The 25,979-nt window shown below is 71.5% G+C and carries 24 protein-coding genes; 13 read left to right on the top strand and 11 right to left on the bottom strand.

The window, feature by feature from the left end; translation table 11 throughout:
* Positions 1-14 precede the first annotated feature (14 nt).
* Both ACGFK0_RS26650 and ACGFK0_RS26655 read right to left on the bottom strand, forming a co-directional pair.
* Positions 15-1,832 (bottom strand): serine/threonine-protein kinase, encoded by a 1,818-nt coding sequence (locus ACGFK0_RS26650; RefSeq protein WP_392909378.1) that lies wholly within the window; start codon positions 1,830-1,832, stop codon positions 15-17.
* Positions 1,833-1,889: 57 nt separating this feature from the next.
* The gene (locus ACGFK0_RS26655) at positions 1,890-3,464 is read right to left on the bottom strand and encodes an acyl-CoA synthetase (protein ID WP_392909380.1); all 1,575 of its coding nucleotides are present in this window, start codon (positions 3,462-3,464) and stop codon (positions 1,890-1,892) included.
* Positions 3,465-3,695: 231 nt separating this feature from the next.
* On the opposite strand from ACGFK0_RS26655, the gene sigE reads away from it, so the two are divergent.
* From sigE to ACGFK0_RS26670, 3 genes are all read left to right on the top strand, one after another.
* Positions 3,696-4,226 carry an RNA polymerase sigma factor SigE gene (gene sigE, locus ACGFK0_RS26660; RefSeq protein ID WP_392909789.1) on the top strand — a complete coding sequence of 177 codons (531 nt, stop codon included), beginning with the start codon at positions 3,696-3,698 and terminating at the stop codon, positions 4,224-4,226.
* A gap of 58 nt (positions 4,227-4,284) precedes the next feature.
* The gene (locus ACGFK0_RS26665) at positions 4,285-5,100 is read left to right on the top strand and encodes an alpha/beta fold hydrolase (protein ID WP_392909382.1); all 816 of its coding nucleotides are present in this window, start codon (positions 4,285-4,287) and stop codon (positions 5,098-5,100) included.
* A gap of 172 nt (positions 5,101-5,272) precedes the next feature.
* Positions 5,273-7,093 (top strand): RelA/SpoT family protein, encoded by a 1,821-nt coding sequence (locus ACGFK0_RS26670; RefSeq protein WP_392909384.1) that lies wholly within the window; start codon positions 5,273-5,275, stop codon positions 7,091-7,093.
* Here ACGFK0_RS26670 and ACGFK0_RS26675 read toward each other — a convergent pair.
* Positions 7,075-8,664 carry a radical SAM protein gene (locus ACGFK0_RS26675; protein WP_392909386.1) on the bottom strand — a complete coding sequence of 530 codons (1,590 nt, stop codon included), beginning with the start codon at positions 8,662-8,664 and terminating at the stop codon, positions 7,075-7,077. The genes ACGFK0_RS26670 and ACGFK0_RS26675 overlap by 19 nt on opposite strands.
* 455 nt (positions 8,665-9,119) lie before the next feature.
* Positions 9,120-9,527, bottom strand: a complete 408-nt coding sequence (locus ACGFK0_RS26680; RefSeq protein WP_392909388.1) for a hypothetical protein — start codon at positions 9,525-9,527, stop codon at positions 9,120-9,122.
* 373 nt (positions 9,528-9,900) lie between these two features.
* Here ACGFK0_RS26680 and ACGFK0_RS26685 point away from each other — a divergent pair, with 373 nt between their 5' ends.
* Both ACGFK0_RS26685 and ACGFK0_RS26690 read left to right on the top strand, forming a co-directional pair.
* Positions 9,901-10,758: a metalloregulator ArsR/SmtB family transcription factor gene (locus ACGFK0_RS26685; RefSeq protein ID WP_392909390.1), complete on the top strand. Its 858-nt coding sequence runs from the start codon at positions 9,901-9,903 to the stop codon at positions 10,756-10,758.
* Positions 10,755-11,357 (top strand): dihydrofolate reductase family protein, encoded by a 603-nt coding sequence (locus ACGFK0_RS26690; protein WP_392909392.1) that lies wholly within the window; start codon positions 10,755-10,757, stop codon positions 11,355-11,357. Before ACGFK0_RS26685 ends, ACGFK0_RS26690 begins: the two co-directional genes overlap by 4 nt.
* A 111-nt stretch (positions 11,358-11,468) precedes the next feature.
* Here the strand turns inward: ACGFK0_RS26690 and ACGFK0_RS26695 are convergent, their stop codons facing one another.
* Entirely contained in the window at positions 11,469-12,191 is a 723-nt protein-coding gene (locus tag ACGFK0_RS26695) for a hypothetical protein (protein ID WP_392909394.1), read from the bottom strand.
* A gap of 76 nt (positions 12,192-12,267) precedes the next feature.
* The gene (locus tag ACGFK0_RS26700; RefSeq protein ID WP_392909396.1) at positions 12,268-13,086 is read right to left on the bottom strand and encodes a L,D-transpeptidase; all 819 of its coding nucleotides are present in this window, start codon (positions 13,084-13,086) and stop codon (positions 12,268-12,270) included.
* Positions 13,087-13,361: 275 nt separating this feature from the next.
* On the opposite strand from ACGFK0_RS26700, the gene ACGFK0_RS26705 reads away from it, so the two are divergent.
* On the top strand, positions 13,362-13,913 hold the full coding sequence (locus ACGFK0_RS26705; RefSeq protein WP_392909398.1) for a YceI family protein: 552 nt from the start codon (positions 13,362-13,364) through the stop codon (positions 13,911-13,913).
* Between the two features lie 74 nt (positions 13,914-13,987).
* On the opposite strand, the gene ACGFK0_RS26710 is transcribed toward ACGFK0_RS26705, so the two are convergent.
* Positions 13,988-15,364, bottom strand: a complete 1,377-nt coding sequence (locus ACGFK0_RS26710) for a sensor histidine kinase (protein WP_392909400.1) — start codon at positions 15,362-15,364, stop codon at positions 13,988-13,990.
* A 156-nt stretch (positions 15,365-15,520) separates the two neighbouring features.
* Between ACGFK0_RS26710 and ACGFK0_RS26715 the strand changes: the two genes are divergently transcribed.
* The 4 genes from ACGFK0_RS26715 (at position 15,521) to ACGFK0_RS26730 (ending at position 20,754) form a co-directional block, all read left to right on the top strand.
* Positions 15,521-17,002 (top strand): glutamate--cysteine ligase, encoded by a 1,482-nt coding sequence (locus ACGFK0_RS26715; RefSeq protein ID WP_392909402.1) that lies wholly within the window; start codon positions 15,521-15,523, stop codon positions 17,000-17,002.
* A gap of 64 nt (positions 17,003-17,066) precedes the next feature.
* Positions 17,067-17,756 (top strand): response regulator transcription factor, encoded by a 690-nt coding sequence (locus ACGFK0_RS26720; RefSeq protein WP_392909404.1) that lies wholly within the window; start codon positions 17,067-17,069, stop codon positions 17,754-17,756.
* A complete protein-coding gene (locus ACGFK0_RS26725) occupies positions 17,753-18,820 on the top strand; it encodes an ATP-binding protein (protein WP_392909406.1) in 1,068 nt (355 codons plus the stop codon). Before ACGFK0_RS26720 ends, ACGFK0_RS26725 begins: the two co-directional genes overlap by 4 nt.
* A complete protein-coding gene (locus ACGFK0_RS26730; protein WP_392909408.1) occupies positions 18,817-20,754 on the top strand; it encodes a DUF4153 domain-containing protein in 1,938 nt (645 codons plus the stop codon). Before ACGFK0_RS26725 ends, ACGFK0_RS26730 begins: the two co-directional genes overlap by 4 nt.
* Here the strand turns inward: ACGFK0_RS26730 and ACGFK0_RS26735 are convergent.
* Together ACGFK0_RS26735 and ACGFK0_RS26740 are read right to left on the bottom strand one after the other, a co-directional pair.
* Positions 20,729-21,331, bottom strand: coding sequence for an NUDIX domain-containing protein (locus tag ACGFK0_RS26735; RefSeq protein WP_392909410.1), 603 nt, complete (start codon positions 21,329-21,331; stop codon positions 20,729-20,731). The two genes, ACGFK0_RS26730 and ACGFK0_RS26735, sit on opposite strands and share 26 nt — an antisense overlap.
* Positions 21,332-21,333: 2 nt before the next feature.
* Positions 21,334-22,083: a GntR family transcriptional regulator gene (locus ACGFK0_RS26740; RefSeq protein ID WP_392909412.1), complete on the bottom strand. Its 750-nt coding sequence runs from the start codon at positions 22,081-22,083 to the stop codon at positions 21,334-21,336.
* Between the two features lie 152 nt (positions 22,084-22,235).
* Here ACGFK0_RS26740 and ACGFK0_RS26745 point away from each other — a divergent pair, with 152 nt between their 5' ends.
* Positions 22,236-22,505: a hypothetical protein gene (locus tag ACGFK0_RS26745; protein WP_392909414.1), complete on the top strand. Its 270-nt coding sequence runs from the start codon at positions 22,236-22,238 to the stop codon at positions 22,503-22,505.
* Here ACGFK0_RS26745 and ACGFK0_RS26750 read toward each other — a convergent pair.
* Both ACGFK0_RS26750 and ACGFK0_RS26755 read right to left on the bottom strand, forming a co-directional pair.
* On the bottom strand, positions 22,486-23,763 hold the full coding sequence (locus ACGFK0_RS26750) for a helix-turn-helix domain-containing protein (protein ID WP_392909416.1): 1,278 nt from the start codon (positions 23,761-23,763) through the stop codon (positions 22,486-22,488). The genes ACGFK0_RS26745 and ACGFK0_RS26750 overlap by 20 nt on opposite strands.
* 328 nt (positions 23,764-24,091) lie before the next feature.
* Positions 24,092-25,204 carry a winged helix DNA-binding domain-containing protein gene (locus tag ACGFK0_RS26755; protein ID WP_392909418.1) on the bottom strand — a complete coding sequence of 371 codons (1,113 nt, stop codon included), beginning with the start codon at positions 25,202-25,204 and terminating at the stop codon, positions 24,092-24,094.
* Between the two features lie 182 nt (positions 25,205-25,386).
* Between ACGFK0_RS26755 and ACGFK0_RS26760 the strand changes: the two genes are divergently transcribed.
* Positions 25,387-25,740 carry a PRC-barrel domain-containing protein gene (locus ACGFK0_RS26760; RefSeq protein ID WP_392909420.1) on the top strand — a complete coding sequence of 118 codons (354 nt, stop codon included), beginning with the start codon at positions 25,387-25,389 and terminating at the stop codon, positions 25,738-25,740.
* Positions 25,741-25,771: 31 nt separating this feature from the next.
* Positions 25,772-25,942 (top strand): hypothetical protein, encoded by a 171-nt coding sequence (locus ACGFK0_RS26765; protein ID WP_392909422.1) that lies wholly within the window; start codon positions 25,772-25,774, stop codon positions 25,940-25,942.
* Positions 25,943-25,979 lie beyond the last annotated feature (37 nt).

The following is a 25,979-nucleotide window of genomic DNA, read 5'->3' on the forward strand; positions in this document are numbered from 1 at the left end:
CCAGGCGACGCGTCTCAGCCCCGCTCCGGACGGAACGAATCCAGGATCTTGTCGTAGAGGCGCTGGCCCGGCGTCCACCCCCGGTCGGGCGCGTAGAAGCAGAACTCGTACCCCTCCGCCCGGCTGCACAGCACATGCCTGACGCCGTTCTCGTACGTGCGGGTGACCTCACCCCTCCAGGTGAACTCCCATTCCGCCGCGCCGGCGATGACCTCGGGGGCGGCCTGGAGCCGCAGCCGCCGGTATCCGGGGTAGCGGTGCTCCGCCGCGGCCTCCCGTTCCACGGCGCGCAGCCCGGCCAGAGGGTCGCCCGGCGCCGGGGAGATGCGCAGCCCCCGCCCCGTGCGGACGTCCTTCCAGCGCATCACCGGCCCGTACCGCTCGGCCTGCCAGCCCGCCGGGACGCGCACCGAGTAGCCGCCCGCCTCCCTGTACTTCGTCGTCTTGGCCGTCACACCCGCCGCCGGACGCAGCGCGACCGAGTCGCCCTTGCCGATCGCCGTCCACCGGGCCGCCCACGTGCCGGTACCGGCCGCGAGGACGGCGAGCACCGCCACACCGGCGACGGCGCCCGGCCGGACCCTGCGCCCCGCCGCCAGTGCCGGGACGCGCGGCCTCCACCGGACACGCCGCTCCGGCACGGCCCGCTGCGCCGAATGACGCGGGGTCCACGCGTCGCGATGCCGCCACCAGCCGCGGACTCGCCGTGAACCGCACGGAGGCGTGCCGCCCTGCGGGTCGCCGGGCGGTTTCGCACCGCGCAGCGCCCACGGGACGCGCGGCCCCCGGAACACGCGCACACGAGAGCGTTCCGCGTCCCGCGACACCCACGCGGCGCCCGCCGCGGCCCACGGCGCACGACGGCGGAGCACGAACCGCCGCGCGGAGAAGCCGCGCAGGTCGTGCGGGACGCGACGCAGCGTCGCCGGCGTGGCGCCCGGTTCGGGGACGGTCCCGATCACGTCCTGCAGCAACTCGGCGGTCGCTTCGGCCGTCAGGCGGTCTTCCGGACGCTGACGCAGCAACCCTTCGATGACGGGGGTGAGCGGCCCGGCCCGTACAGGACGCGCATAGTCGCCCAGCAGGACCGCCATCATGGACGCCAGCGCGTGGCAACGCAGGAACGGCGAGAAACCCTCGACCGCCGTGTAAAGCGTCGCGCCCAACGACCACAGGTCGGACGCCTCCACGCCCGGCAGTCCGTTGACGCGCTCCGGCGGGAGGTAGGCGGGAGAGCCCTCGATCCCCGCCGGCATCGTGTCGGCGGTCCGGTGGTCGCCGACCATGTGGACGGCCAGGCCGAAATCGGTGAGCAGGACCCTTCCGTCGTCGCAGGCCAGGACGTTGCTGGGTTTGACGTCGCGGTGCAGGATTCCCGCGGCGTGCGATGCGCGGAGCACCGACAGGACCGCCGCGCCGATCTCCGCCGTCCGGCGCACGCCGAGTGGGCCGTCCTCGGCGACGAGGCGGTTCAGGGAGCACGACTCAAGGAACTCCATGACGATCCAGGGACGGCCGTCCTCGATGATGAGGTCGTGGACGGCGACCACGCCCGGATGTCTCAGCGCGGCGGTGGCCCGCGCCTCGGTGAGCAGGCGCCGGCACATCACCCGGCGTTCGCCCTCCGTGACGCGGCCGGGGAGGCGGACCTCCTTGACCGCGACGTCCCGGTCCAGCATCTCGTCGTAAGCCCGCCAGACGGTGCCCATGCCGCCCCTGCCGACCACAGAGAGCAGACGATACCGGCGCGCGAGCGGTATCAGCCGATCCCCATTCATGCCGGAGTTAATCGCCCGGACGCGCTCAAGGCACGCTCCCTCGGCATCAATCATTTCTTGACCGGTGCCCGCCGGGGAAAAAGTGCCCGGACGTGGTATAACCCCAAGTGTTTAGCCGAGGACGCTCCGGGCCCATTTGTAGTCGGATTTGCCGACGGCCGTGCGCTGCACCTCGTCCACGACCTTGATCTGGCGCGGCAGTTTGTAGCCGGCGAGGCGGCCGCGGCAGTACCCGGTCAGTTGCTCGAGCGTGACCTCCGCGCCCGGCCGGGGCGCGATCACGGCGGCGACGCGCTCGCCGAAACGCTCGTCCGGCAGCCCGACGACGACCGCGTCGTACACGTCCGGGTGGTCCTTGAGCGCGACCTCGACCTCCTCCGGATACACCTTCTCCCCACCCGTGTTGATCATGAGTGAGCCCCGGCCGAGGAGCACGATCGTCCCGTCCTCCTCCAGGGAGGCGAAGTCGCCGGGGATCGACCAGCGGGTGCCGTCCGCGTCGGTGAAGAACGTCGACGCCGTCTTCTCCGGGTCGTTGTAGTAGCCGATCGGGATGTGGCCGCTGCGGGCGAGCCTGCCGATCTGGCCGGGCGCGACGGGCTTCAGATCGTCGTCCAGGACGGTGATGCCCGGCTTCATCATGAACCGGGCCGTCCCCTCCTTGCCGCCGACGGAAGGGCCGCACGCACCCGTCTCCGACGCGCCGTAGTTGTCGAGGAACATGATGTTCGGCAACTGCGCCTGCAGTGCCTGCTTCGCACCCTCGGTCAGCGGGGCGCCACCGGACGCGACCGCCATCAGCGAGGACGTGTCGTAATCGCCGGCCGCCAGCGCCTTCGCGACAGGCCGCGCCATTACGTCACCGACGAGCATCAGCACATTCGCCTGTTCTTCGGCGAGCAGCCGGAGCGCCTTGTCCGCGTCGAATGCGTGGTCGGTGTAAAGGACGACTTTGGCGCCGCTGAACAAACCCATGAACGCGACCCACTGACCGGCGCCGTGCATGACGGGTGCGCAGTCGAGGACGGCCATCGGCGGCTGTTCGGCGTTGGCGGCGAGTTCTTCCGGGCTTCCGATCGGGTCGCCGAGGACGTTTCCGCCGCCGAGCGCGCCGAAGAAGATGTCCTCGCAGCGCCATTCGACGCCCTTCGGGTAACCCGTCGTACCGCCCGTGTACATGATGTAGCGGTCGTCGTTGGAGCGTTCGGGGAAGCCGTCGCCCGGATCGGCGTCCGCGAGCGCCTTCTCGTACTCGGCCGCGCCGGGGATCTCGTCCGCCGCCCCGTCCTCCAGCACCACGACATGCCGGAGCTTCGGCAGATCCGCGCGGATCTCCTCCGCCTTCGCCAAGAGCGAACGCTCCCCGATGAGCGCGACAGAGTCGGAGTCGGACAGGACGTGCCGCAGCTCCGCGGCGACGTACCGGAAGTTCACCGGCACCGGCACGGCCCGGATCTTGAACGCGCCGAGCATCGCCTCGATCCATTCGGCGCGGTTGTGGGCGAGGATCGCGACATGCTCGCCCGGCCGCACACCGGCCCCCGCGAGATGGTGGCCCACCCGGCTCGCACGCTCGTTGAGCTGGGCGTATGTGCGCCGCTCGTCCCCCGCCACCAGCGCGGAACGTCCGGGCCCGGCCGCGGCCAGGATCTCCAGGAGGTCGGCCAGGTTGTAGCTTCGCACCATGCACGTCCTCGCATGTCGGGGTGGGGACCTGAACCCGATCCTCCCTGCCGCGGGACGGCGAACTCAATCCTTGTTGTAATCCAGTCCAATGAGATGGGTCACATCGGCATCCCCGGCCGGGGCGCCTGATCCGGCCACGCCGTCGGTCCTTACACGGCTCTTATCCGGGTACCGGCATGCTTGGCCGTAACGATTCAGCATCAGACGGGGGTAGTGGTGAGCGCAGGTGCGATGGCGTGGACCCCGCCGACGTGGGAGGAGATCGTCAGCGAGCACTCGACCAGGGTGTTCCGGCTGGCGTACCGGCTGACCGGCAACCGGCACGATGCCGAAGACCTGACCCAGGACGTCTTCATCCGGGTCTTCCGCTCGCTGTCCTCCTACAGTCCGGGCACGTTCGAAGGCTGGCTCCACCGGATCACGACGAACCTGTTCCTCGACCGCGCGCGCCGCAAGCAGCGCATCCGGTTCGACTCCCTCGGGGACGAGGCCGCCGAACGCCTGCAGGGCCGCGAACCGACCCCGCAGCAGGCCTATGACGACCGGCACCTGGACGCCGACATCCAGAAGGCACTCGACGGCCTGGTTCCCGAGTACCGGGCCGCCGTCGTCCTGTGCGACATCGAGGGCCTGTCCTACGAGGAGATCGCCGCGACGTTGAACGTCAAGCTCGGCACCGTCCGCTCCCGCATCCACCGGGGCCGGGCCCAGCTCCGCGACGCCCTGGAGCACCGCCGCCCGGCCGAGGTCACCCAGAGCTGATGCGAGAGTGACGAGCGTCACTAGTGACCGGTGAGTAACTTCTGATTACTCTCGGCCCGTGGACATCGTTTTCGAACGCCGCGGCGACGGGCCGCCCCTCGTCCTCCTGCACGGAATCGGCCACCGCCGGCAGGGCTGGTCCCCCGTCATGGACCTGCTCGCCGCCGAACGCGACGTCATCGCGGTCGACCTGCCCGGTTTCGGCGACTCCCCGCCCCTCCCGCCCGGCACCCCGTACACCATGGACACCGTCCTGACCATCCTCTCCAGGACGCTCGACGACCTCGGCCTGGAGAAACCGCACGTCGCGGGCAACTCCCTGGGCGGCCTGTTCGCCCTCGAAGCCGCCGACCGCGGCCTCGTCAGCTCCGCCACGGCCCTGTCCCCGGCGGGCTTCTTCAACGCCCTCGAACTCCGCTACGCGGCGTCCGTCCTGCGCGCGTCCCGCCTGGGCGCCCGCGTCCCCGACACGCTCCTCACCCGCCTGGCCCGCTCCCCACGCCGCCGCACCGCGATGTTCGGCATGGTCTACGGCCGACCCGACCTGATGGACATCGAGGCCCTCACCGGCGACGCCCGCGCGATGCGCGACGCCCTCGGCTTCGAACCCACCCTCCGCGCCGGCCGAACCACCCGCTTCCTCGGCTCCTGCGCGGACGTCCCCGTCACGATCGCCTGGGGCACCAAGGACCGCCTCCTCCTGCGCAGCCAGGCCATCCGCGCCCAGCGCCGCCTCCCCCACGCCCGCTTCGTCTGGCTGGAGGGCTGCGGCCACGTCCCCATGTCCGACGACCCGCCCCAGGTCGCCGGGGTCCTCTTGGAGGGCAGCGCCCACCCCCTCCAGGGCAGCCACCCCCGATCCGCCGCCTCCTGAGCCTCAGCGGCCCGCAACCCGGCGCCTCGCCCGCCCTTCGATCCGGTGGGCGGGCCGGTTCGCCGTGGCCGAACCCGGATCACCCGAACGCCTCGGCGGGTTCGACGTGGTGCGGGATGATGGCCGAACCGATGGTGGTTACATCAATGCAAAGGCGACGTGACCGGGAGGGGTGAGTGAGCCGATGGAGCCGACCGACCCGGCGGGACGGCGGACGGGCAAGCGCATGACGCGGTTCACGGATCTGATGCGGTCGAGCCTGCCGTCTTCGCCTTCGCAGATCGACACCGCAGTGGAGCCGCTGATACACGAGCACCGCCAGTTCTACCCGCGTGCGGACGTGGATGTGCTGCGCCGCGCGTTCGTGGTGGCGGAGTGGTACCACCGGGGGCAGACCCGCAAGTCGGGGGCCCCTTATGTGACGCATCCGCTGGCGGTGGCGATCCTGCTGGCGCAGATGGGTGTGGACACCGCGACGCTGGCGGCGGCGCTGCTGCACGACACCGTCGAGGACACCGATCTGACGCTGGGGCAGGTCCACGCCGATTTCGGCGAGGAGGTCGCCGTCCTGGTGGACGGGGTGACCAAGCTCGACGGGTCCAAGTGGGGCGAGGGGGCAGAAGCCGAGACGTTCCGCAAGATGATCCTGACGGCGGCCGGCGACCTGCGGGTACTGGTCATCAAGCTCGCCGACCGTGTGCACAACCTGCGGACCCTGGGCTTCCACTCCAAGCAGGCCAAGCGGGAGCGGATCGCGCGGCAGTCGATGGAGCTTCTGGTCCCGTTCGCCGAGAGGCTCGGCATCTACGTCTTCAAACGCGAGATGGAGGACGTGGCGTTCGCGACGCTGCGCCCCGAGGCCGAGCAGGCCATCGCCGCGGCGATGGAGGCCAGCGCCGAGGACCGCGCCGCCGCGCTGCGGCCCCTGGTCGCACGGCTGGAGAAGGCGCTGGCGGACGCGAATCTCAAGGCGGAGGTCGCGGTCCGGGACCGGCACCGGTATTCGATCTACCAGGACCACCGCAGAAACCCGGTGCAGCCGACGGACGCTCTTCAGCCCGGTGAGGTATCCCGGATCACGGTCCTGGTGGACGGGACGCCCGAAGAATGTTACGTGGCGCTGGGAGTCGTGCACGGGGTGTGGCGGCCGCTCCCGGGCCAGATGAAGGATTTCATCGCGCTGCCGAAGTACAACATGTACCGATCGCTGCACACGACGGTGGTCACCGAAGCCGGGACGCTGGAACTGGCGATCCGCACCCCGGCGATGCACCGTATCGCCGACTACGGAATCGTCAGCCAGATCCAGGACGCCGCCGCCGGGTCCCGGCGGGGGGCGCGGCAGGCCGCGCGCCGCCCGGATCTGGAGTGGCTGCGGAACCTGCTGGCATGGCAGGCGCACGCCCCGGCGGCCGATTTCCTCGACAGCCTGCGGGTCGATCTGCACGGCGGCGGCATCGTGTCGTTCACCCCGTCCGGCGAGGTCGTCCCCCTTCCGCAGGGTGCCACCGCCGTCGACTTCGCGTACGCGATCGACACCGACCTGGGCCACACGGCGATCGGCGCAGTCGCCAACGGACGGCTGGTGCAGATGACCGCGGCGCTGGAGGACGGGCAGGTCGTGGAGATCCTCACCGGACCCGGCTCCGGCCCGTCGGACGAGTGGCTGGACGCCGCCCGTACGGGCCGTGCCCGCGTGGAGATCCAGCAGTGGTTGGCCGGGCGGCGCAGCGAGGCGGCCGGGCAGGCCGGGCGCCGGCTGGTCGCCGACGCCCTGGCCGCCAGCGACGTGGAGCTTCTGGACCTGGAGACCGGCGGGGCCGCGCTGACGGCGGCGCGGCACCTGGGGTATCACGATCTGGAATCGCTGTATTCGGCGGTGGCCGCCAACACCGTCACCGTCGGCGACCTCACCGCCCGGCTCCTGGCCGACGCCCCCGGCCGGCAGGAAGGCGACACGGACCAGGACCCCGGTCAGAAACCGGGTGCCTGAGGGCTCACCTCGCCCTGGTCCGCGGTTTCCTCATCGCCGCCCGCGGCCGCGTTCAGGTCCGCGCGCAGGGCGCGGGTGCGGTCGGCCAGCGCGACGATGCCACCGGTCACCCGCGTGATCCGCGCCAACGGCGACCTGCCGCCACCGCGGGGGTAGGCGTGCAGTGCGCGACCGACCACCCGGTAGAACTCTGCGGCGTCGCGGTAGATCCGCGGGCCGATGCGTGCGGGGTCGGCCATCTGGTTGGACGCGATATAGCGGCAGGCGTGGAACAGGGGCCCGATCTCGGTGACCGCGCGGTCGGTCCGGGTACGGAGCGCGAACGGGGTGGCGGGACACAGGTGCGGCGAGTCGGCCATGTGCCGTAGCTGGTTGCGTTCGGGTTCGGTACGGACCCGCCAGCGCCGCGCCTGGGGGTCGAAGTCGGCGTAGGCGTCGGCGACCGGGTCCCGGTCGATGTTGCACAACGACAGGGTCCCGCGCCCCTGCGGCCCCTGGTTCGCCCACACGTACACCTGGGGGACGTCCAGCGCCGGGCAGGCGTGCACCGGCTTGGTCGAAGGGCGGCCCGCCTCCACCGCGTCCACATGCTCCAGATAGGCGTCGGTCTGCCCGGCGTCCCCGATCACCTGCTCGCGCAGCTCGCCCTCGGTGAAGTACAGGAACGGGACGTTGAAATGCCACAGGTCCCGGTGGACGTCCCGGAAGGCCAGCAGGCGGTCGGCCAGAGCCCGCCAGGCCAGCGGGTCGACCGGCATCAGCCCGGCGGCGTCGGCCTCGGCGTCGGTGACGCCCTCCAGGGTGCCGCTGTGGAACGAGAACGCCCGCACCCCCAGGCCGAACAGTTCCTCGACGCTGTCCACGATCGTCGGATAGTTGATGGGCCACACCGTCATCTGCACCTTGAAGGGGGCGCCCCGCGCCAGGCAGTGCCGGATGATGCGCAGGGTCCGCCGGTGCGCGTACGGGCGGCCGCGCAGCCGGTCGTTCACGGCGGCGTCCATGGAGTCGAGGCTGATGACCAGCATGTACACCTGACCGGAGTCCAGGGCGGCGCCGAAGGTCTCCTCGAACCGCTGAACGGTGACCGCCCCGTGGGTGATGATCTGCTGCGGCCAGCCGCGCCTGCGTGCGTGATCGAGCTTGGCGGCGGTCCCGGCCGGGTCCATCGTCGGCTCGGCGCCCAGCACGTACAGGTCCTGCATGCCGGGGCCGAGGGCGTCGACGTGCGCGATGAACTCCGGCAGCGGCGCGGTCTTGCGGCGCCCGTCCCGGGCCGCCTGCGCCGGGCTGATCTGCAGCAGGTCGCGGGTGTAGCAGCCCGGACAGGCCAGCTGGCAGCGGTCGTCGCCCTGGTAGGTGGCCCGCATGATCTCCCCCTCGTCGGCCCAGGTGTGACCGGACGGCGCGGGAGTCTGGGTGACGCGTTCGGTGGCGGGAGGGAACTCGATGTCCCGGGGGCGCCGGATCCCGGCCCTGTCCTGGACCGGGCTGTAGCGGCGCCGCTCCCTCCAGGTGATCACGTTGTGCACGCCGTCGCCGGGACCGTGCCCCTGACGTGGATCAGCCATACGTGCTCCCTGTTAGGGCCTGCGACGAACGGAACGGGAGGCGCCTCCGTCCGGGGGCCGTCGACCGCCTCGACCAGGTCGTACCCGGCCCGACCAACCAGCGACCGCCCGCCGGGAACCGGTCGCCTCGCCGTGCCGATGGGCGACAGCGTCCGGTATCGGAGACGGCGGGTCTGCCATCGGCATCGAGCCCTGCCTGGGCGACGTCCGTCAGATGCGCCCCGCGAGATGCCCCAGAGGTCACCCGGGCCTACCCGGCGCGGGGGCGGCCGGACGCGCTCGGCCGCTCAAGCGCCCTGCCGGGCCCTTGAAGCGGGCTGGGCCCATAGCAGGGGATCATCGCGACCTTGGACGCGAGCTTCACCCTGGCTCAGACGGATCCTCGGCCGGCCTCGAAGAGGTCCTCCAAGATCAGTCGCGCCAGCCACCGCGGTCCAGGAGCGGTTCCACGTCACTCACGCGACCTCCAGTTCCTGCGGTGCGACGAACACGCCACGTCGGCGGAAGGCGGCCGGCGCGTGAACGATGGCGTCGGCCCTGGCGGCAGGAGTGTTGAACGGGAACCAGAAACGGTACAGACGGCGAGACTCGGCCCAGGAGGGGGCACCGAGCCCGTCCCGGGCTGCCAGGTGCTCGGCGAGCGCCGCCAGGAACACGTCCCAATGCTCATCGCCCGTGGATGTGGGTTCGTCAGTGAGGAGCACCAGGCGTTCGGTCCGGGGCTCGTGCCGGTACTCTTCGAGAAACTCGGCGATCAGCCGCCACCGGGTCTCGTCGTCTCGTGTGCCGACCAGGTGATGGGCCAGGCCGACCATGGTCATCGGCTGGTAGCCCTGCTCGGTGCGCATGATCTTCACCTCCACCTCAACCCTACGGCCAGGGGCACCGGACCGGTACGCGCTTGGAATGGTCCACGCCGCGCTCGTCGGCACCGGCACGGGGGCCTGGTCCTCGTCGGTTGTACTCGTCGCATTCCTTGCATAGGCGGCCGCCCATTAGGGCTTGTGGCCGACGGCGCAGAAGGCTGTCTACTTCGGGTTCATTCATCTCAGGGGTCCGGGTTCTCAGGGTCCGGGTTCTCAGGGTGACGGCTGCCGCCGGATTCGTCCCACGGTCCGAACGCCGCGTTCGGACCATTCGCCCAGATGGAGGCACGACTCCGCGTCACACGAGGCCGGTGGCATGGGTAAGAATATTCCTTGACACGAATATTCGTCGTGGAGAATACTTCTTCTCATGGAGGCACTTCTCAGCGCGTTGGCCGACACGGCACGCTGGCGGCTCGTGGGCCTGCTGGCCGAGCGGCCCCGCTCGGTCGGCGTGCTGGCGCAGCTCGCCGGGGCGCGCCAGCCGCAGACGACCAAGCACCTGCAAGCCCTTGAGCGGGCCGGTGTCGTCACCTCCCGGCGCAACGGCCAGCGCCGCATCTACGCACTCCAGCCCGGCCCCCTGCGGGAACTGGCGGCCGCGCTCGGCCGGCTCGCCGACGCCGCGGACCAGGCGGGCGGCATGCGTGAGACCTACGACCGCCATGGGCGCAGCCTCCAGGCGGAGCGACTCGCCGCGAAGGCGCCGGGATGGGCCGACGGCCGCTCGTTCAGGTTCCCCCGGTCGCTGCCGGGGCGCCCCGATGTGGTCTGGCGCCACCTGACCGAGGTTTCCCTGCTCTCCCGGTGGTGGACGCCCGACGACCTCCGCGTCTCCGAACTCGTCTTCGAGGCGCGACCGGCTGGACGGATCGTCCACGAGTACCGCGATGCCGAGGACGCCGACGGCTCCGACATGGTCGCCGGACGCGCGGAGGGAGTCGTCGACGAGGTACGCCCCGGTGAGCGCCTCGCCTACCGGCTCTCCCCTCTGCTTCCCGGCGGCGGCGTCGCCTTCACCGCCCACGTCGACCTCGACCTCCGGCCCACCGGCGGCGGCACCGACCTCGACGTCCACTTGCGGATCACCGACAGCACCGTCGAGTCGGCGGACTTCATCGCGGGCATCGAGATCGGCTTCGGCCAGAGCCTCGACAAGCTCGCGGCCGCCCTCGCGGCGGACACGCACGGCACCGACCACGACATCGATACAAGGAGCACCAGATGACGGAGCAGATCCCCGGACGCAGGGTGACCGCGAACATCAACCTCACCCTCGACGGGCGTTACAACGGCCCTGGCGGGGCCGCCGACCTGGGCGCGATCGTCCCGTATGCGACCACCGAGGTCGCGCGGGGCCACCTCAGCCGCATCTGGGAGGGCGCGACGACGGCGCTGCTCGGCCGGGTCAACGCCGAAGGGTTCCTGGGGTACTGGCCATCGGTCGCCTCGGACGAGAACGCCGACCCGCGTGATCGCGGATACGCGACGTGGCTGGTCGGCGTAGAAAAGGTGGTCTTCTCGACCACCTTGGACGAAGCGCCGTGGGAACGCACCCGAGTGGTGAACGCCCCCGCCGCGGACGTCGTCGCCGAACTCAAGGCCACCGGCGGAGGCGACATCCTCGTCAACAGCAGCGCGAGCCTCATCAAGGCGCTTCTCTCGGCGGACCTGCTCGACCGGCTGTACCTCATGATCTCCCCCGAGATCACCGGGGGCGGGCAGCGGCTGTTCGACGACGGCCTGCCGGCTTCCAGGTGGACGCTCGCCCACCAGGAGACCGGCGAGCTGGGCGAGATGGCCATGGTCTACGACCGGCTGCGCTGACAGGCCACCGGGTCCTGACCTGATCCGGCGACCAACCGGGTGGCGACGAGAAGGACCCGCGCCGTGGGGTGCGGGTCCTTCCGGGCGTGGACGTGTCAGCCGGTCACGGGGTCAGCCGGTCACGGGGAGGTCGCCGGTCACGGGGGTGGGCACCGGGGCGGCGCTCGGCGGGCCCGACGGGGCGGGCGCCGGGGACGCGGACGGGTCGCCGCCCGGCTTGCCCGGGTCGGACGGCTCGCCGGGCTTGCCGCCGTCCTTGCCGCAGGTGACGGACGCGATGCTGATCGTCTGGGTCTTGCCGGCGACGACCAGGCTCACCTCGATGGCCGTGATGGTGAGGCTGCCGTCCTTGTCGCGGACGTGCCTGTTGAGCGTGACCGTGGCGTTGCCGAGGCTCGGCAGGTCGACCTTGACCGAGCTGTTGGGCGTCGCGGCGGCCTTGAGCTTCTTGCCGTTCAGCGACGCCTTGACCAGGTGGGAGACGCCGTTGCCGTTCTCGCACTTGGCGGTGACCGCGCTCGCGCTGAGTCCGAGCTTGGCGATCTTGAGGTCGGCGACCGAGGCGCGGGCGTGCCCGGACCAGGCGGCGGCGTTGAGCACGCCAGCCTGGACGAGGGGGTTGGCCGGCAGTTCGGCGACGCTCTTGCGCTCCGGCTTCTGGGCGGTGGAGGTCACCGACGGGGTCGCCGGGATCGCGATGGGCCCGCTGGCGGAGACGGCGAACGCGGAGCCGGCGCCGCCGCTGGTCGCGGACGCGGCGGGGACGGCGACAGCGAAGGGCAGGGCGAGCGCGCCGACGGTGGCCACGCACTTGGTGAGTGCCTGCAAACGCACGATGGTTCTCCTTGATTCTGAACTGGTTGGGGTGTGAGCGGGGAAACCGGCCTCACGGCCGGAGAATCGGGGAACGTCAGTCCGTGATGTGGACGGGCGTACCGAGCGGGATCTTGGCGAGGCGCTTGAGGGCGTCCGCGGGGACGCGAACGCAGCCGTGCGTGACGGCCTTGCCGAAGACGGACGTGGACGGCCAGCCGTGGAACGCCACCGTCCCGGGGCCGCCCCCGTAGGTGTCGAGCGTCGCGGAGTGCGCGCCGACCGGCAGGATCAGCGGGCTGTAGGTCGGCTTGGCCGGGGCGAGGGAGGCGAGCAGGAACGTCCGGCCGGTCGGGGTGGGCGTCTTGCGCGTGCCGACCGCCACCTGCCAGGTTCCCTTCGGGCGTCCGGAGTCGAGGAGGGTCAGCTTGCGTTCGCTGAGGTCCACCTTGATGACGTGGGTGCTGCGCGCGGTCTTCAGCCCGGCGTCGGGGATCCAGCCGGTGACGCCGTTGGGGCGGCTCGGGAGCAGCACGCGCCGCCAGCCGGGACGGCTCTCCAGCACGGGAACCCAGGTCGGGCCCTTGAGCTGGGTGGCCGGCAGTTCGGCGACGGCGGGCGCGCCGGGTTTGGCCGACACGGGCGCCGCCTCGTTCGGGTGCACCACCGTCCCGTCCACCTTGGCGGACGGCGCCGAGTCGCGCGGCAGGTCGTCCAGGGTGGTGTAGGTGGTGGCCTGGGGCAGTTCGCCCGCGCCGCCCGCCGGCGACGCCTTGGCGCCGGCCGGCTCCTGTCCTCCCCCGCAGCCGCTCACGAGGATCGCGATGACCGCCAGTGCGGCCGTGCCGGCCGCGGGCCGGCGGGCCCGGAGAACCGTGCCGTGCGGTGTTTCGTCCCTCACGGTTTCGTCGCTCAAGAAGACTCCCGATGTCATGGATGCCGGGTGGACGGGGTCTCCGCGTCCCTTCCCGTCCTTCCGGTTCGCCTCTGTGCCCGCTGATTACGCACGAGGCCGCCATGGGGTTGCACGGTGTGTGGAACAAGTTGCGGACCGTGTTCCGGGGCCGGTGGCGGACCATTGCCGGGCATTGACGGGCGCCCGGAACAAACGGGGTTTGACAAGTGTTTGAACCCTCAACTAAACTCTGCAGAGTCGTTGAACTTTCAAGCACATCTAGCGCAGGAGTTCCCATGAGCATCGCCACCGTCGCCCCCGGACTGACCGCCGGAACCTGGAACATCGACCCCGGGCACTCCGAGGTCACCTTTGTCATCCGCCACCTGATGACCAAGGTGCGGGGGACGTTCACCGAGTTCACCGGCGCCGTGCAGATCGCCGAGGAGCTCAGCGAGTCGACGGCCACGGCCGAGATCAAGATGGCTTCGCTCGACACCCGCAACCCCGACCGGGACGCGCACGTGCGGACGTCCGACGTCCTGGACGTCGAGAAGTACCCGACCATGGCCTTCACCACCACGGGCGTGCGCACCGAGGGCGGCGAGTACTACCTGGACGGCGACCTGACCATCAAGGACGTCACCCGTCCGCTGAGCCTCCGCGTCGAGTTCAACGGCGTCGGCGAGGACCCCTGGGGCGGGACGCGCGCCGGGTTCTCCGCCGAGGCCACGATCAACCGCAAGGACTGGGGCATCGAGTTCAACATCCCGATCAAGGGTGGCGAGAAGGCCCTGCTCAGCGACAAGGTCGACCTTCAGCTTGAGGTCCAGGCCGTCCTCGCCTGACCCGAACCGAGAAGGGCCGTCCACAGGCTGTGGGCGGCCCTTTGGCCTGCCGCGGCCCTTTGGCGGGCCAAGGCTCAGGCGCGGTTCGGACGCCGGTCGGGGGACGCCGCGGCGAGCGGGAGGCAGAGGGCGAAACGGGCCCCGGCGGGACGGTCCTCGACGCGGAGGGTACCGCCGTGCGCCTGGGCGATCTCCCGCGCGATCGCGAGGCCGAGGCCGGTGCCGCCGGCGCCGCGGCTGCGGGCGGTGTCGAGGCGGGTGAAGCGTTCGAAGATCCGCTCGCGGTCGGCGGGCGCGATGCCCGGCCCGTCGTCGGTGACGGTGAGCAGTGCCCGGCCGTCCCGCCGCGCCACCTCGACCGTGATGGACGAGTCGGCGTAGCGTTCGGCGTTGTCCAGCAGGTTGCCCAGCAGCCGGACCAGCTGCATGCGGACGCCGCGCACCGCCACGTCCCGGGTGACCTCCGTGGCGATCTTCAGGGCGAAGGTGCGGCGGCCGACCTCGGCGTCCGCCAGCGCGGACAGGTCGATCGGCTCCTGCGCGGCGGTCCCGCCGGTGCCGATGCGGGCGAGCAGGAGAAGGTCGGCGACGATCGACTCCAGCCGGTCGGTGTCGTGCAGCGCCGACTCGATGACGGCCCGCAGGTCGTTGTCGTCGGGGTGCATCGACGCGTCCTCCAGGTTGGCCCGCAGTCCCGCGATCGGGGTCCGCAGCTCATGGGACGCGTCGGACGCGAACTGCCGCTGCCGTCCGACCGCGCGTTCCAGCCGGTCGAGTGTCGCGTTGGCGGTCCGGGCGAGCTGGGCGATCTCGTCGTGCCCGGGCGGCTGCGGGACGCGGCGGCTCAGGTCGGTGGCGCTGATCTCGGCGAGCTGGGCGCGGATCGCCTCGACCGGGCCGAGGGTACGGCCGACGACCCGCCAGGTGATCCACGCGACGGCCCCGGCGAGCAGCAGGACGCTCCCGGCGAGCAGCGCCTCCAGCAGCCCGTTCACCAGATAGGACGGCAGCGGCGACGCCGCGTACACGACCACGGAGTCGGACGCCGTCGTGGCGCGGATGGCCTCCAGGACGTAGCACCGGCGGTCCGGCCAGCCGCCGTGGCACTCGGTGTAGTCGCGGACCCGCAGGTTGCTCGACGGCCAGAGTCTGCTCACCGGCGGTCTGCCCGCTACCTCGGGTGTCGCGTTCGTCACACGCCCGCCGGGCGCGACGACCTGGATCAGGACGCCGCCGCGGGTGTCGTCCGCGATGGGCCCTTCCAGCGTGCCGTCGCGGACACCGCCGCTGACCCGCCGGCCCTCGACCTGTGTCTGGCGGAGGACGTCGGCGTTGACCGCGCTGCGCACGGCGACGTCGACGCCGATCGCGGTGATGCCGAACACGAGGGCGGCGATCACGGAGGCGACGAGCGTGTCCCTGCCCCGGATGGACCGGGGGCGCAGGCTCATGGCCCCTCCCCGAGGGAAATGCCGGTTTCCGGACGAGGCACAACGCTACCCGCCGGTCATCAATCGGGAAGCCCGAAATCTGGTGCCGGGTTTTCACCTCCCCTCACCGGGACATCCCGTTTTATGACGGTTCTTCCGGAGCACAGGGACGGACACATGGGCAGGGACGTGGCTTCGGTCACCATCAGCGGCGAGGACCGGCGACGGTACCGCGACAAGGTACGCAGGTGCCTGGACGTGCTGGCCCGCATGCTGGGTGAATCCCAGTTCGACTTCGAGCACCCCCACATCGGCCTGGAGATCGAGCTGAACCTGATCGACACGATCGGCGACCCGCTGATGCGCAACGCGGACGTGCTCAAGGCGATCGCCGACCCGGCCTGGGCCACCGAGCTCGGCCAGTTCAACCTGGAGATCAACATTCCGCCCCGGGAACTCGGCGGCGAAAGCACCGGCGAGCTGGAGACGGAGGTCCGCGGCCACCTCCAGCACGCCGACGACCGGGCCCGGGAGGTCGGCGGCCGGCTCGCCATGATCGGCATCCTGCCCACCCTGCGGCGCACCGACATCGGCGAGGAGACCCTCTCCGCCAACAGCCGCTACAAGATGCTGAACGACCAGATCTTCGCGGCCCGCGGCGAAGAGATGCGCATCGCCATCGACGGCCCCGAACCGCTGCACATGCACGCCGACACGATCCTCCCCGAGGCCGCCTGCACCAGCGTCCAGTTCCACCTGCAGGTGAGCCCCGACCAGTTCGGCGCGTACTGGAACGCCGCCCAGGCCATCGCGGGCCCGCAGGTCGCCATGGGCGCCAACTCCCCCTACCTGTTCGGCCACCGGCTCTTCCACGAGACCCGGATCAGCCTGTTCGAACAGGCCACCGACACCCGCCCGGACGAACTCAAGGCCCAGGGCGTCAGGCCCCGGGTCTGGTTCGGCGAACGCTGGATCACCTCCGTCTTCGACCTGTTCGAGGAGAACGCCCGCTACTTCCCCGCCCTGCTGCCCCTCTGCGAGGACGAAGACCCGCGCGCCGTCCTCGACGACGGCGGAATCCCCGAGCTGGACGAACTCACCCTCCACAACGGCACGATCTACCGCTGGAACCGTCCCATCTACGCGGTCGTCAAGGGCCGCCCCCATCTACGCGTGGAGAACCGCGTCCTCCCCGCCGGCCCCTCCGTCGCCGACGTCATCGCCAACGGCGCCTTCTACTACGGCGTCGTCCGCATGCTCGCCGAAGACGAACGTCCGGTCTGGACGCGCATGTCCTTCGCCACGGCGGAAGAGAACCTCCACCGCGCCGCCCGCGACGGCCTCGACGCCGACCTTTACTGGCCCGGCCTGGGCGAGGTCCCCGCCGCCGAACTCATCCTCCGCAAACTCCTCCCCCTGGCCCACGAAGGCCTCCAACGCTGGGGCGTCGACCCGGCCCGCCGCGACCGCCTCCTCGGGATCGTCGAGCGTCGCTGCGTCACCGGCCAGACCGGCGCCGCCTGGCAGATCAACACCGTCCAGGCGATCGAGGACTCCTTCGGCACCCCGAGACACGAGGCCCTGCGCATGATGACCCGCTCCTACGTGGACCACATGGGCCACAACGACCCCGTCCACACCTGGCCCCTCGGGCCGTAGTTCTTCACAAGTCCTGCACATTTCACGCTCGATGCGCACATAACAGGCTTCTAGAGTCTGTTTCGTGACTGGGAACGAGACGCGGATCCTCGTCGTCGAGGACGAGCCGACGATCGCGCGGGCGGTGGCCGACCGGCTGGTGGCGGAGGGGTTCGGCGTCGAGGTCGCCGGGGACGGGCCGTCGGCGGTCGAACGCGCCCGCGCGTACGAGCCGCACCTGATCGTGCTGGACGTGATGCTGCCCGGGTTCGACGGGCTGGAGGTCTGCCGGCGGGTGCAGGCGGCACGGCCCGTGCCGGTGCTGATGCTGACCGCCCGCGACGACGAGACGGACCTCATCGTCGGGCTCGGCGTCGGCGCCGACGACTACGTGACCAAGCCGTTCAGCATGCGGGAGCTCGTGGCCCGCATCCGCGCGGTGCTGCGGCGCGTCGACCGGCCGGCGGCGGACGCCGTGGCGGACGAGCCCGTGCGGATGGGCGCGCTGGAGGTCGATCCGCGGGCCCGCCGGGTTCGCCGGGACGGCCGCGAAGTGCATCTCACGCCCACCGAGTTCGACCTGCTCGCCTGCCTCTTGCGGAACCGCGGGACGGTGCTGACGCGCGCCGTCCTGCTCGAACAGGTGTGGGATTGGGCCGACGCGTCCGGGACGCGGGTCGTCGACAGCCACGTCAAGGCGCTGCGGCGGAAACTCGGGCAAGGCCTGATCCGGACCGTCCACGGTGTCGGCTACAGCCTGGAGGGAACGTCGTGACGGCCGTCGAACGAGGGGTCGTCCACAGGCTGTGGACAAGGCTTCCCCGCCCCCTGGACCCACTCCGGTCGATCAAGGTGAAGTTCGGCGTCGTGGTGGTCGTCACCGCCTGCGTCGCCGTGCTGATCGTTCTGTGGGGGTACCCGCTGGGGTTCCGGGCGCGGGAGACGATGCCGGTCGGCCTGCTCATCTCGGTCGTGGTGATACAGCTCGTCGCGCACGGCATGACCGCGCCGCTGCGGGAGATGACGACGGCGGCGCGGGCGATGGCGCGCGGCGACTACAGCCGCCGGGTGCGGGCCACGTCGCGGGACGAGGTCGGCGAACTGGCGCAGGCCTTCAACCGGATGGCCGCCGACCTCGCCGAGGTCGACCGGCAGCGGCGCGAGTTCGTCGCGAACGTGTCACACGAGCTGCGCACCCCGATCAGCGCGCTGCGGGCCGTCCTGGAGAACGTCGCGGACGGTGTCACGCCCGCGACACCCGACGTCCTCGAATCGGCCCTGGACCAGACCGAGAGGCTCGGACGCCTCGTCACGCAACTCCTGGACCTGTCGCGGGTCGAGGCGGGCGCGGCGGCGCTGGACGTGGCCGACATCGACGTGGCGGCGTTCGTCGCAGACGTCCTGGCGGAAGCCACCGCCGGGCATCCGGACGCCCTGTTCGAGGCCGATGTCGCGCCCGGCCTGCACGCCGTCGCCGACCGCGACCGGCTCCACCAGATCATCGCGAACCTGCTCGACAACGCGGCCCGGCACGGCCCGGACGGCAGTCCCGTCACCGTGACGGCGCGTCCGGCAAACCTGCCGGGCGGTCTCGCCATCGAAGTAGCCGATGAGGGACCCGGCATTCCCCCGGAGGAACGCGCCCGTGTCTTCGAACGCTTCACCCGCGGTTCCGCGTCCGGCCCCCGCGCCGGGACGCCGGGCGGCGGCACCGGCCTCGGCCTCGCCATCGCGAGCTGGGCGACCGACCTGCACGGCGGCGACATCACCGTCCTGGACACACCGAGCGGCTGCCGCATCCGCGTGGTGATCCCCCCGAACATCGGAGAAACCGCATGACGAAACCTCCGCAGGACCCGTCCGGCCGGCCCGAAGAGCCCTCTCCGCCGGACAAGGAGCCGGCCGCCGCCCCCGGCGAGGCGGACACCGGCCCCGCAGATGAGGCGGACTCCGGCCCGGAGGAGGCGGACACCGGCCCCGGAGAGGCGACCGCGGCCTCCGCCAAGGCGGGGGCCGGATGGGCGGCGCCGACGGGTCCCGGAAGGAAGGCTGCTCCTCCCCGGGGGTCGGGGGAGATGGGCGCCGGGCCGGCGGGGGGTGCGCCGCCGCAGGCGCCTTATGGGGCCGCGCAGTATCCGGCGGGTCACGGGGCCGGCCACTATCCGGCCGGTCAGGGGCGCCCGCCCTACTCGGCGCCTCACGGTGTCCGCGGGTATCCGCCGCCTCCTCCGATGGTCTACACGCCGACGAAGCTGGACCGGGCCGTCACGGCCTGGAAGCGTCCCGCGCTTCCGATGTCGCCCGCGCTGGCGGCGGGCGCGGCCATCGCCGGGCTGATCGGCGCCGTCACGGTCGGGCCGTCGCTGCTCGGCGGGCATCTCGGCGTGGGGGTCCTCATCACCGCCACCGCCGTCGCGTACGTGACCGGGGCGTCGGCCTGGTCGGCGGGGCGTCTCGTCCGGAGCGGGCCCGGGAAGGGGGGTTCGTGGTTCAACCGGACCGGGGTCGTGTTCCTGCTGCTCGCGGTGCTGCTGTCGGCGAGCGCGGCGGTCCGGGACGCGGACTGGATCGTCCTGCCGGCGTTGCTGCTCGCCGTCGCCGCCGGCTCGTACGCGGCGTGCGGCGGACGCTCCTGGGTGGAGGTCCTCGGCGGGGGGCTCGCGGTCGTGCCGGCCGTCGGCTACATGATCCCGTGGGCGGGACGCGGCGCGTATCAGGCGGCGTCGCCGAGCCGGGGCAACGCCTGGCCGGTCATCCGGACGGGCCTGATCGTGACCGGGCTGCTCGCGGTGTTCGGCGGCCTGTTCATGGGGGCGGACGCGGCGTTCGGCAGCCTCGCCTCCGGTCTCGTCCCCGAGATCTCGCCGCTCTCCGTCTTCGTGTACGCGTTCGCGGGTGCCGCGACGCTGGCGGTGGCGTCCGCCGCCGCGTACCTCGGGCAGGCGCCGCCGCCGCTGCGGATGCTGAACCCCGACCCCGCCAAACCGGCCGGACGCTGGTCGTGGGCCGTGCCGATCGCCGCGCTCGACCTGCTGTTCCTGGTGTTCTGCGCGATCCAGGCCGGTGTGTTCCTCGCCGGCGACAAGGACAAGCTGCTCGCGTCGACCGGCCTCACCTACGCCGAGTACGCGCGGCAGGGCTTCTTCCAGCTCGTCGTCGTGACGGTCCTCGTCCTCGCGGTCGTCGCGGTCGCCATGCGGTACGCGCCGTCCGGCGGGCGCGGCGACCGCGTCACCGTCCGGGGCCTGCTCGGGCTGCTGTGCGCGCTGACCCTCGTCGTCGTCGCGGTCGCGCTGCGGCGCCTCTACCTGTACGAGGAGACCTTCGGCTGGACGCGGCTGCGGCTGTGGGTGCACGCGTTCGAGTTCTGGCTCGGCGGCGTGGTGGTGCTGGTCGCGGTCGCGGGCGTCGTGAAGGGACGTGTCGCGTGGCTGCCGCGGGCGGTCGCGGCCGGTGGCGCCGTCGCGATGATCGCGCTGGTGTCGATCAGCCCGGACGGGTTCATCGCCGAGCACAACGTCGACCGCTACGAGGACACCGGCAAGGTCGACGTCGAGTACCTGCGGGGGCTGTCCGCCGACGCCGTCCCGGCGCTGGACCGGCTGCCCGAGCCGCAGCGGTCCTGCGCCCTGCGCTCCATCGCCCTCGACCTGAACGACGACGAGCCGGCGATGGGCGCGAACTACGCGCGGAGCAGGGCCCGCGAGATCCTGAAGCGCCGCCCCGTGGACGACTCGGCGAGCTGCGCTACCGACTCGTACCGTTCCGGTTGACGCTGTCGTCCGCGGTCGCCTGGTCGTCCATGGTGAGCAGGGCGAATGCGGCGAGGGTCGAGTCGTCGGTGATGCGGCCCTCCCGCACCAGCGCCGTGAACTCGTCCCTGGAGAACCACCGCTGCCGCATGTCCTGCTCCTCGGGCTCCCGGTCGGTCTCCCCGGCGCGCAGGTCGGACGCGACGAAGACGTTGAAGCCCTGGCCGCTCGTCCCGTGCGAGCAGTGCAGGTGGCCGAGGTGCTTCAGCGTCCCCGCGCGCAGCCCGGTCTCCTGCGCGAGTTCCAGGCGGGCCAGTTCCTCGGGGTCGGCGTCCTGCCGGCCGGGGAGGGAGCCCTGCGGGAAGTTCCAGGTGCGTTTCCCGATCGGGTACCGGAACTCCTCCACGAGGTGGAACCCGTCCCCTTCGACGGGGATGACGAGTACGAAGTCGGGTTTGTCGACGACTCCGTAGATGCCGCGCGAGCCGTCCAGCCGTTCGACCTCGTCCTCCCGGACGACCATCCAGGGGTTCTCGTAGACGACCCGCGTGCCGACCTGGCGGACCGCGGGCTCGCCGGGCTTTCCGGTGTCATGCATGCTCAGGCTCCCGACCCGTAGCGGTAGACGAGTTCGTGCCGGTCGCCGACCACCACCCGGTGGGTTACCTCGACGACGCGGCCATCCTTGTCGTACGCGCGGCGCCACAGCGTGAGGACGGGCTGGTCGGGACCGATCTCCAGCACCTCCTGCTCGTCCGCGCACGGCAGCCGGCACGTCACCGACTCCTCGAACGTGATGCGGTGGCCGACCTCCTCCAGCCGCGAGTAGATGCCGCCCGGACCGGTGTCGACCTGGCGCAGCACCGGGATCTGCTCGACGATCTCGGGGATCACCCAGGTCGTCGCCGTCTGGACGGGCGGTTCGCCTTCCACTCCCTGGACGCGGGCACGTTCCAGGACACGCGTCCCGGGCGGCACGTCCAGCCGGGGCGCGAGCCGCTCGCCGGCCTCGACCTCGGTGACGGTCGTCCGGGTGAACGGCGTGCGGCCGTCCTTGCGCGCCGAGACGTGGAATCCGCGCCACGCCCCGTCCTGCCGGGTGATGTCGGCGGCCGCGCGCCGCACCCGCTGCGCCGTCCGCACCTGGGTGCCGGCGCCGGGACGCGGCTGCACGAGCCCCTGGTCGGACAGCATCCGCAGGGCCCGCCGGACGGTCGAGCGGTCGGCCTCGTACTCCCGCGCCAGCTCCCGCTCGGACGGCAGCCACACGCCCGGATCGAGCTCACCCTCGATGATCCGGGCGGCCAGCGCGTTGCTGATCGCCTGTGCCTTCGTGGGGGGTCGGGGCATACCAGATCCTGCTCCGGGTCGATGTGTTGACCTCACACCGTACAGATGCCACACCGAACGGACGTCTTTTGGGGTTATGCCGAACGCGTTGTGACCGGTGCTAGACCGTCCTATGGTAGACCTACCATAGGCCCACCGAAGGAGCCCGCGCGATGTCGGTGATCATGTGCATGCCCGGCTGGCACAGCGAACGCTCGAACAGCGGCCTGCGGGCCACCCGGGTCAACCCCCTCTCGGACTACCAGCTGCTGAACGGCTGCCTGGAGGAGATCGTCGCGGCGGACGAGGGCGAACTGTGGCTGCTCTGCGACGCCCAGACCCGGCTGGCCGAGCGCGTCGCCACCGCCGAGCGGCTCCGCGCCGGGCCGGCCGGGCCGGGGACGGGCGGCCGGGCCGGGACGGTCAGGTCCGGCGGAAGGTGACCACCTCGCCGGAGCCGCCGACGGCCTCGCTGGGTGGCTGGATCAGGCGTTCGCCGGCGTTGTCCGCCAGCAGCGCGCGGGCGCGCAGCACGATCTCCAGGTCGAACCGCAGGTCCCGGTCGAGAAGCTGGTCGCCGAACAGCTCCTCCAGCTGACGCAGCCGGTACCGGACGGTCTGCGGGTGGACGTGCAGCCGCATCGCGACCTCGTTGGCGTTGCGGCCCGACTGCAGCCACGCCAGCAGCGTCTCGGCCAGCCGGTCCTGCTGGCTGGGCCGCAGGTGCGCCAGCGGCGCGAGACGCAGGTCGGCCAGCGAGGTGATGAGCCCCTCGTCCTGGAACAGGATCAGCGTGGACATGTGCTCCACGCTGCGGATCACGCCGCTCTCCGTCTCGATCACGCCGCGCTGGACGAGACAGAGCGTCTTGCGGGCCCACTGGATCGAACGCGCCGCCTCCATCAGCGGGACGGTCGGGCCGACGACGGCGAGCGTCCCGGCCAGGGCGCGGTCGACGAGCTTGGCGCGTCCGGGGCCGTCCGGATCGGGGATGATCAGGCTGGGCGTGCGGCGGGTGAGGTCGGCGAGGACGTCGGGCGGGAACGCGGGCTGCCGGGCGCCCTGGTGGTGGCGGCCGAGCGCCACCGCGGCGACCGTCCGGGGGACGGGCCAGTGCGCGGCGGCGGCAAGGTCGGCGATGGCCTCCTGTGCGGCGGGCGGGTCGGCGAACAGCAGGTCGAGCAGGCGCTTGCGGCGGCGCTGCATCTCACCCGCGACGGCGGCCTTGGCCTGGGAGAACCCCTCGGCCGCCGCGTGCGCCAGGTCGTTCTGGAACTCCATCATCACCTCGCCGACGGCACCGAGGGTGCGCGGCGAGACCTTCAGGACGTCGGCGCCCTCGCTGAGCCGGCGCCAGGCGATCATGCCGCCGACCCGCATCGCGCTCTGCATGGCGTCGAGGCTGCGCCCCTCCCCGGCCTCGCCCCGGCCTATGGCGCGGAAGAAGTCCACCACCGGCGCGGAGTCGTGCCCGGGGTCGGCCACCCGGTCGACGAAGTAGTGGAGCACGCGCTCGACGGCGAGCCGCAGTGTTCCCGAGTAGGAGCCGTCTCCCGGCCGGTCGTACTCCCTGACGCGCGTCTGGATCTCCTGGATCATGTCGTCCGCCACCTCGTCGAGGTGCGGCCGCATGTGGTCTGCCAGTTCCCTCGGCAGATCCGGCCACAGGCGCCCGTTCGTGGTCGAACCATCGTCCGCCACAGAACCTCCCAGCTCTCGTGCCCCTGCGTTGCGCGCCGTACACGGGGGGTAATTACTTACTTACGTTACTCGTGTGAGGCAAATCATGACCCGTGTGGAGCCCGGGAGCAAAGTGTAGGTCGATATTCGACCTAATTCGGCCGGGATCGTTACAAAGAGTCAACACATCGGGGAACTCCGGCCGGTTCGCCCGGCGAAACCCTCCGGCCCGCCACTGTCAGGGACCACCCGATCACCGGAAGCACCACCTGCGAAGATTCCGTCCGCGGCGGGACTCGCCCCGGCGACCCGCCGGGACCCGGCCGCACCATCGGCCGTTCACGATGCGTCACGACCGGAATGCCGGCCCGAAATCCAGGTCGAAGCCGGAGGCGCCGACACTGCCGGCGATCGTGGCCGCATCGGACCCCGCCGCAGCACGCTGCCGGGGATCCAGCGCATCGAACGGCTCGACCGTCAACGCCAGCCGGTCCCGTTTCCGCCGTTGCCGCCACACCCCGGCGATCTCACCGTCGACCAGCACGATGCCCGGATTGGCCGCCGGCCGCCACACCGCCTTCCGCAGGGCCGGGTCGGGCACCAGGAGATGCCGGTCGCCCAGTTCGGTGAGCGGATCGTACGGCGGCAGCAGACGGACACCACTCGGATCAGCCGCCGCCCCGAGCGCATCGATCTGCTCGGCATGCGCCCAGTACTGGGCCCCGTCCACCTCGACGGGACGCAGCTCATCCTCGACGGGTTTCCACCAACGACGCGCAGCGCCCGGCGTGATGCCCAGCCAGGACGCAAGCTGAGCCGGTTTCGCCGGACCGGACGTCGCCAGGAAACACCGAACCAGCTCGGTGCGGCAGCCGGGTGGATCCGCAGGCGGGAACGGCTCGGCCGGACGGTAACGGAACCGGCTCGGAGCCGCGGTGTCGACCTCGATGACGAGCCCGGCCTGAAGCGTCGCCCGCCGGAACAACTGATCCTGGACGTGGAACACCCCGCAACCCTCACACCACGGCGTGAGCCGCCGGTCCACCTCCGGGCTCACGGCGCCGCTGAGTTCACCCTTCGTCGGCGACCGCCCGTCCGCGACCACCGCCCGCATCGCCGTGGCGACCTCGTCCAGCGCGGCGCCGAAGGCGATCCCCTCCTGGGCGAGTCCGGCACCGAACGGCCCGATCGACTGCGGAGGCAGATCGGCCCCGTCCTCGACCCGCAGCGCCGCCGCCAGCCGTGCCAGGTCGGCGGCACGGTGCATGTGCATGGCGGCCCGTATCGAATGAACGAGCACCGCGTCCGGCGCCTGGCCCGTCCGCAGCCGCAGGGCGAGTGACGCGCTCCGCCCCGGCGGATAGTCCTGGACGCCGGTCGCCAGCACCGTCTCCGCCCGCCCCTCGGGGCCGAGCCCGTGCGCGGCGAACCGGTAGGCGATCACCTGCGTCCGGCCGGCCATCATTCCGCCTCCCGATCCCGGGGTTGAGTGGACCTGAGCATGTCAGACCACGCTAGGCCGCCATCCCGGTCACCGCACCCCCCCACCTGCGACGGGTCCGGCGCGGCGGGAGGCATAACTTCCGCGAGCCGGGTAGGGGCAGTGACCTGACCAGGGTTCGGGACCCAACGGCTGGACGTGACATGTTCGAGATCGAGGACATTCGGCAGTGGCGCGGCCGCGAAGTGATCGACGAGAGCGGAAGCAAGGTCGGCCAACTGGAGGCCATCTACGTCGACACCGCGACCGATCAGCCTTCCTTCGCCACCATCAAGACCGGCCTGCCGACCCGGCAGCGCCTCGTGTTCGCTCCGCTCTCCGGGGCGTCGGTGGGGCCGGAGTACGTCCGTGTCGCGCACGCGAAGAAGGAGATCAGGAACGCTCCCGCGATCAGTACCGACGGAGAGCTTCTCGCCGGCGATGAGCAGGCGGTCTTCGACTACTACGACCTGCCCTACCAGGCGGCCCCGGACGAGCGCCGCCTGGCACGCCGCTGACCGGCCACCACGTCACCAGGGAGGGATCGCCGTGGCATTGTTCCTGTTCATCCTCTTGGTGGCGATTGCGCTAGGAATCATCGGATTCGTCGTGAAGGGCCTGTTCTACCTACTGATCATCGGTGTGCTGCTGTTCCTGGCCGACCTCGTCCTGAGCGGAATCCGCTTCGGCCACCGCCGAGCCTCCCGCCCCACCCGCTGACCCCACGTGAAGTTCACGGACGCCGCCGCCTGACGCG

The sequence above is a fragment of the Spirillospora sp. NPDC048823 genome (assembly GCF_043198445.1).
In the GTDB taxonomy this organism is placed as follows: Bacteria; Actinomycetota; Actinomycetes; order Streptosporangiales; family Streptosporangiaceae; genus Spirillospora.

What these genes read in the sequence shown, in the direction of transcription:
- ACGFK0_RS26650 (WP_392909378.1), bottom strand. Translation starts at nt 1,832, where the DNA reads ATGATTGATGCCGAGGGAGCGTGCCTTGAGCGCGTCCGGGCGATTAAC.
- ACGFK0_RS26655 (WP_392909380.1), bottom strand. Translation starts at nt 3,464, where the DNA reads ATGGTGCGAAGCTACAACCTGGCCGACCTCCTGGAGATCCTGGCCGCG.
- sigE (WP_392909789.1), top strand. Translation starts at nt 3,696, where the DNA reads ATGGCGTGGACCCCGCCGACGTGGGAGGAGATCGTCAGCGAGCACTCG.
- ACGFK0_RS26675 (WP_392909386.1), bottom strand. Translation starts at nt 8,664, where the DNA reads ATGGCTGATCCACGTCAGGGGCACGGTCCCGGCGACGGCGTGCACAAC.
- ACGFK0_RS26685 (WP_392909390.1), top strand. Translation starts at nt 9,901, where the DNA reads ATGGAGGCACTTCTCAGCGCGTTGGCCGACACGGCACGCTGGCGGCTC.
- ACGFK0_RS26690 (WP_392909392.1), top strand. Translation starts at nt 10,755, where the DNA reads ATGACGGAGCAGATCCCCGGACGCAGGGTGACCGCGAACATCAACCTC.
- ACGFK0_RS26705 (WP_392909398.1), top strand. Translation starts at nt 13,362, where the DNA reads ATGAGCATCGCCACCGTCGCCCCCGGACTGACCGCCGGAACCTGGAAC.
- ACGFK0_RS26710 (WP_392909400.1), bottom strand. Translation starts at nt 15,364, where the DNA reads ATGAGCCTGCGCCCCCGGTCCATCCGGGGCAGGGACACGCTCGTCGCC.
- ACGFK0_RS26715 (WP_392909402.1), top strand. Translation starts at nt 15,521, where the DNA reads ATGGGCAGGGACGTGGCTTCGGTCACCATCAGCGGCGAGGACCGGCGA.
- ACGFK0_RS26730 (WP_392909408.1), top strand. Translation starts at nt 18,817, where the DNA reads ATGACGAAACCTCCGCAGGACCCGTCCGGCCGGCCCGAAGAGCCCTCT.
- ACGFK0_RS26735 (WP_392909410.1), bottom strand. Translation starts at nt 21,331, where the DNA reads ATGCATGACACCGGAAAGCCCGGCGAGCCCGCGGTCCGCCAGGTCGGC.
- ACGFK0_RS26740 (WP_392909412.1), bottom strand. Translation starts at nt 22,083, where the DNA reads ATGCCCCGACCCCCCACGAAGGCACAGGCGATCAGCAACGCGCTGGCC.
- ACGFK0_RS26745 (WP_392909414.1), top strand. Translation starts at nt 22,236, where the DNA reads ATGTCGGTGATCATGTGCATGCCCGGCTGGCACAGCGAACGCTCGAAC.
- ACGFK0_RS26755 (WP_392909418.1), bottom strand. Translation starts at nt 25,204, where the DNA reads ATGGCCGGCCGGACGCAGGTGATCGCCTACCGGTTCGCCGCGCACGGG.
- ACGFK0_RS26760 (WP_392909420.1), top strand. Translation starts at nt 25,387, where the DNA reads ATGTTCGAGATCGAGGACATTCGGCAGTGGCGCGGCCGCGAAGTGATC.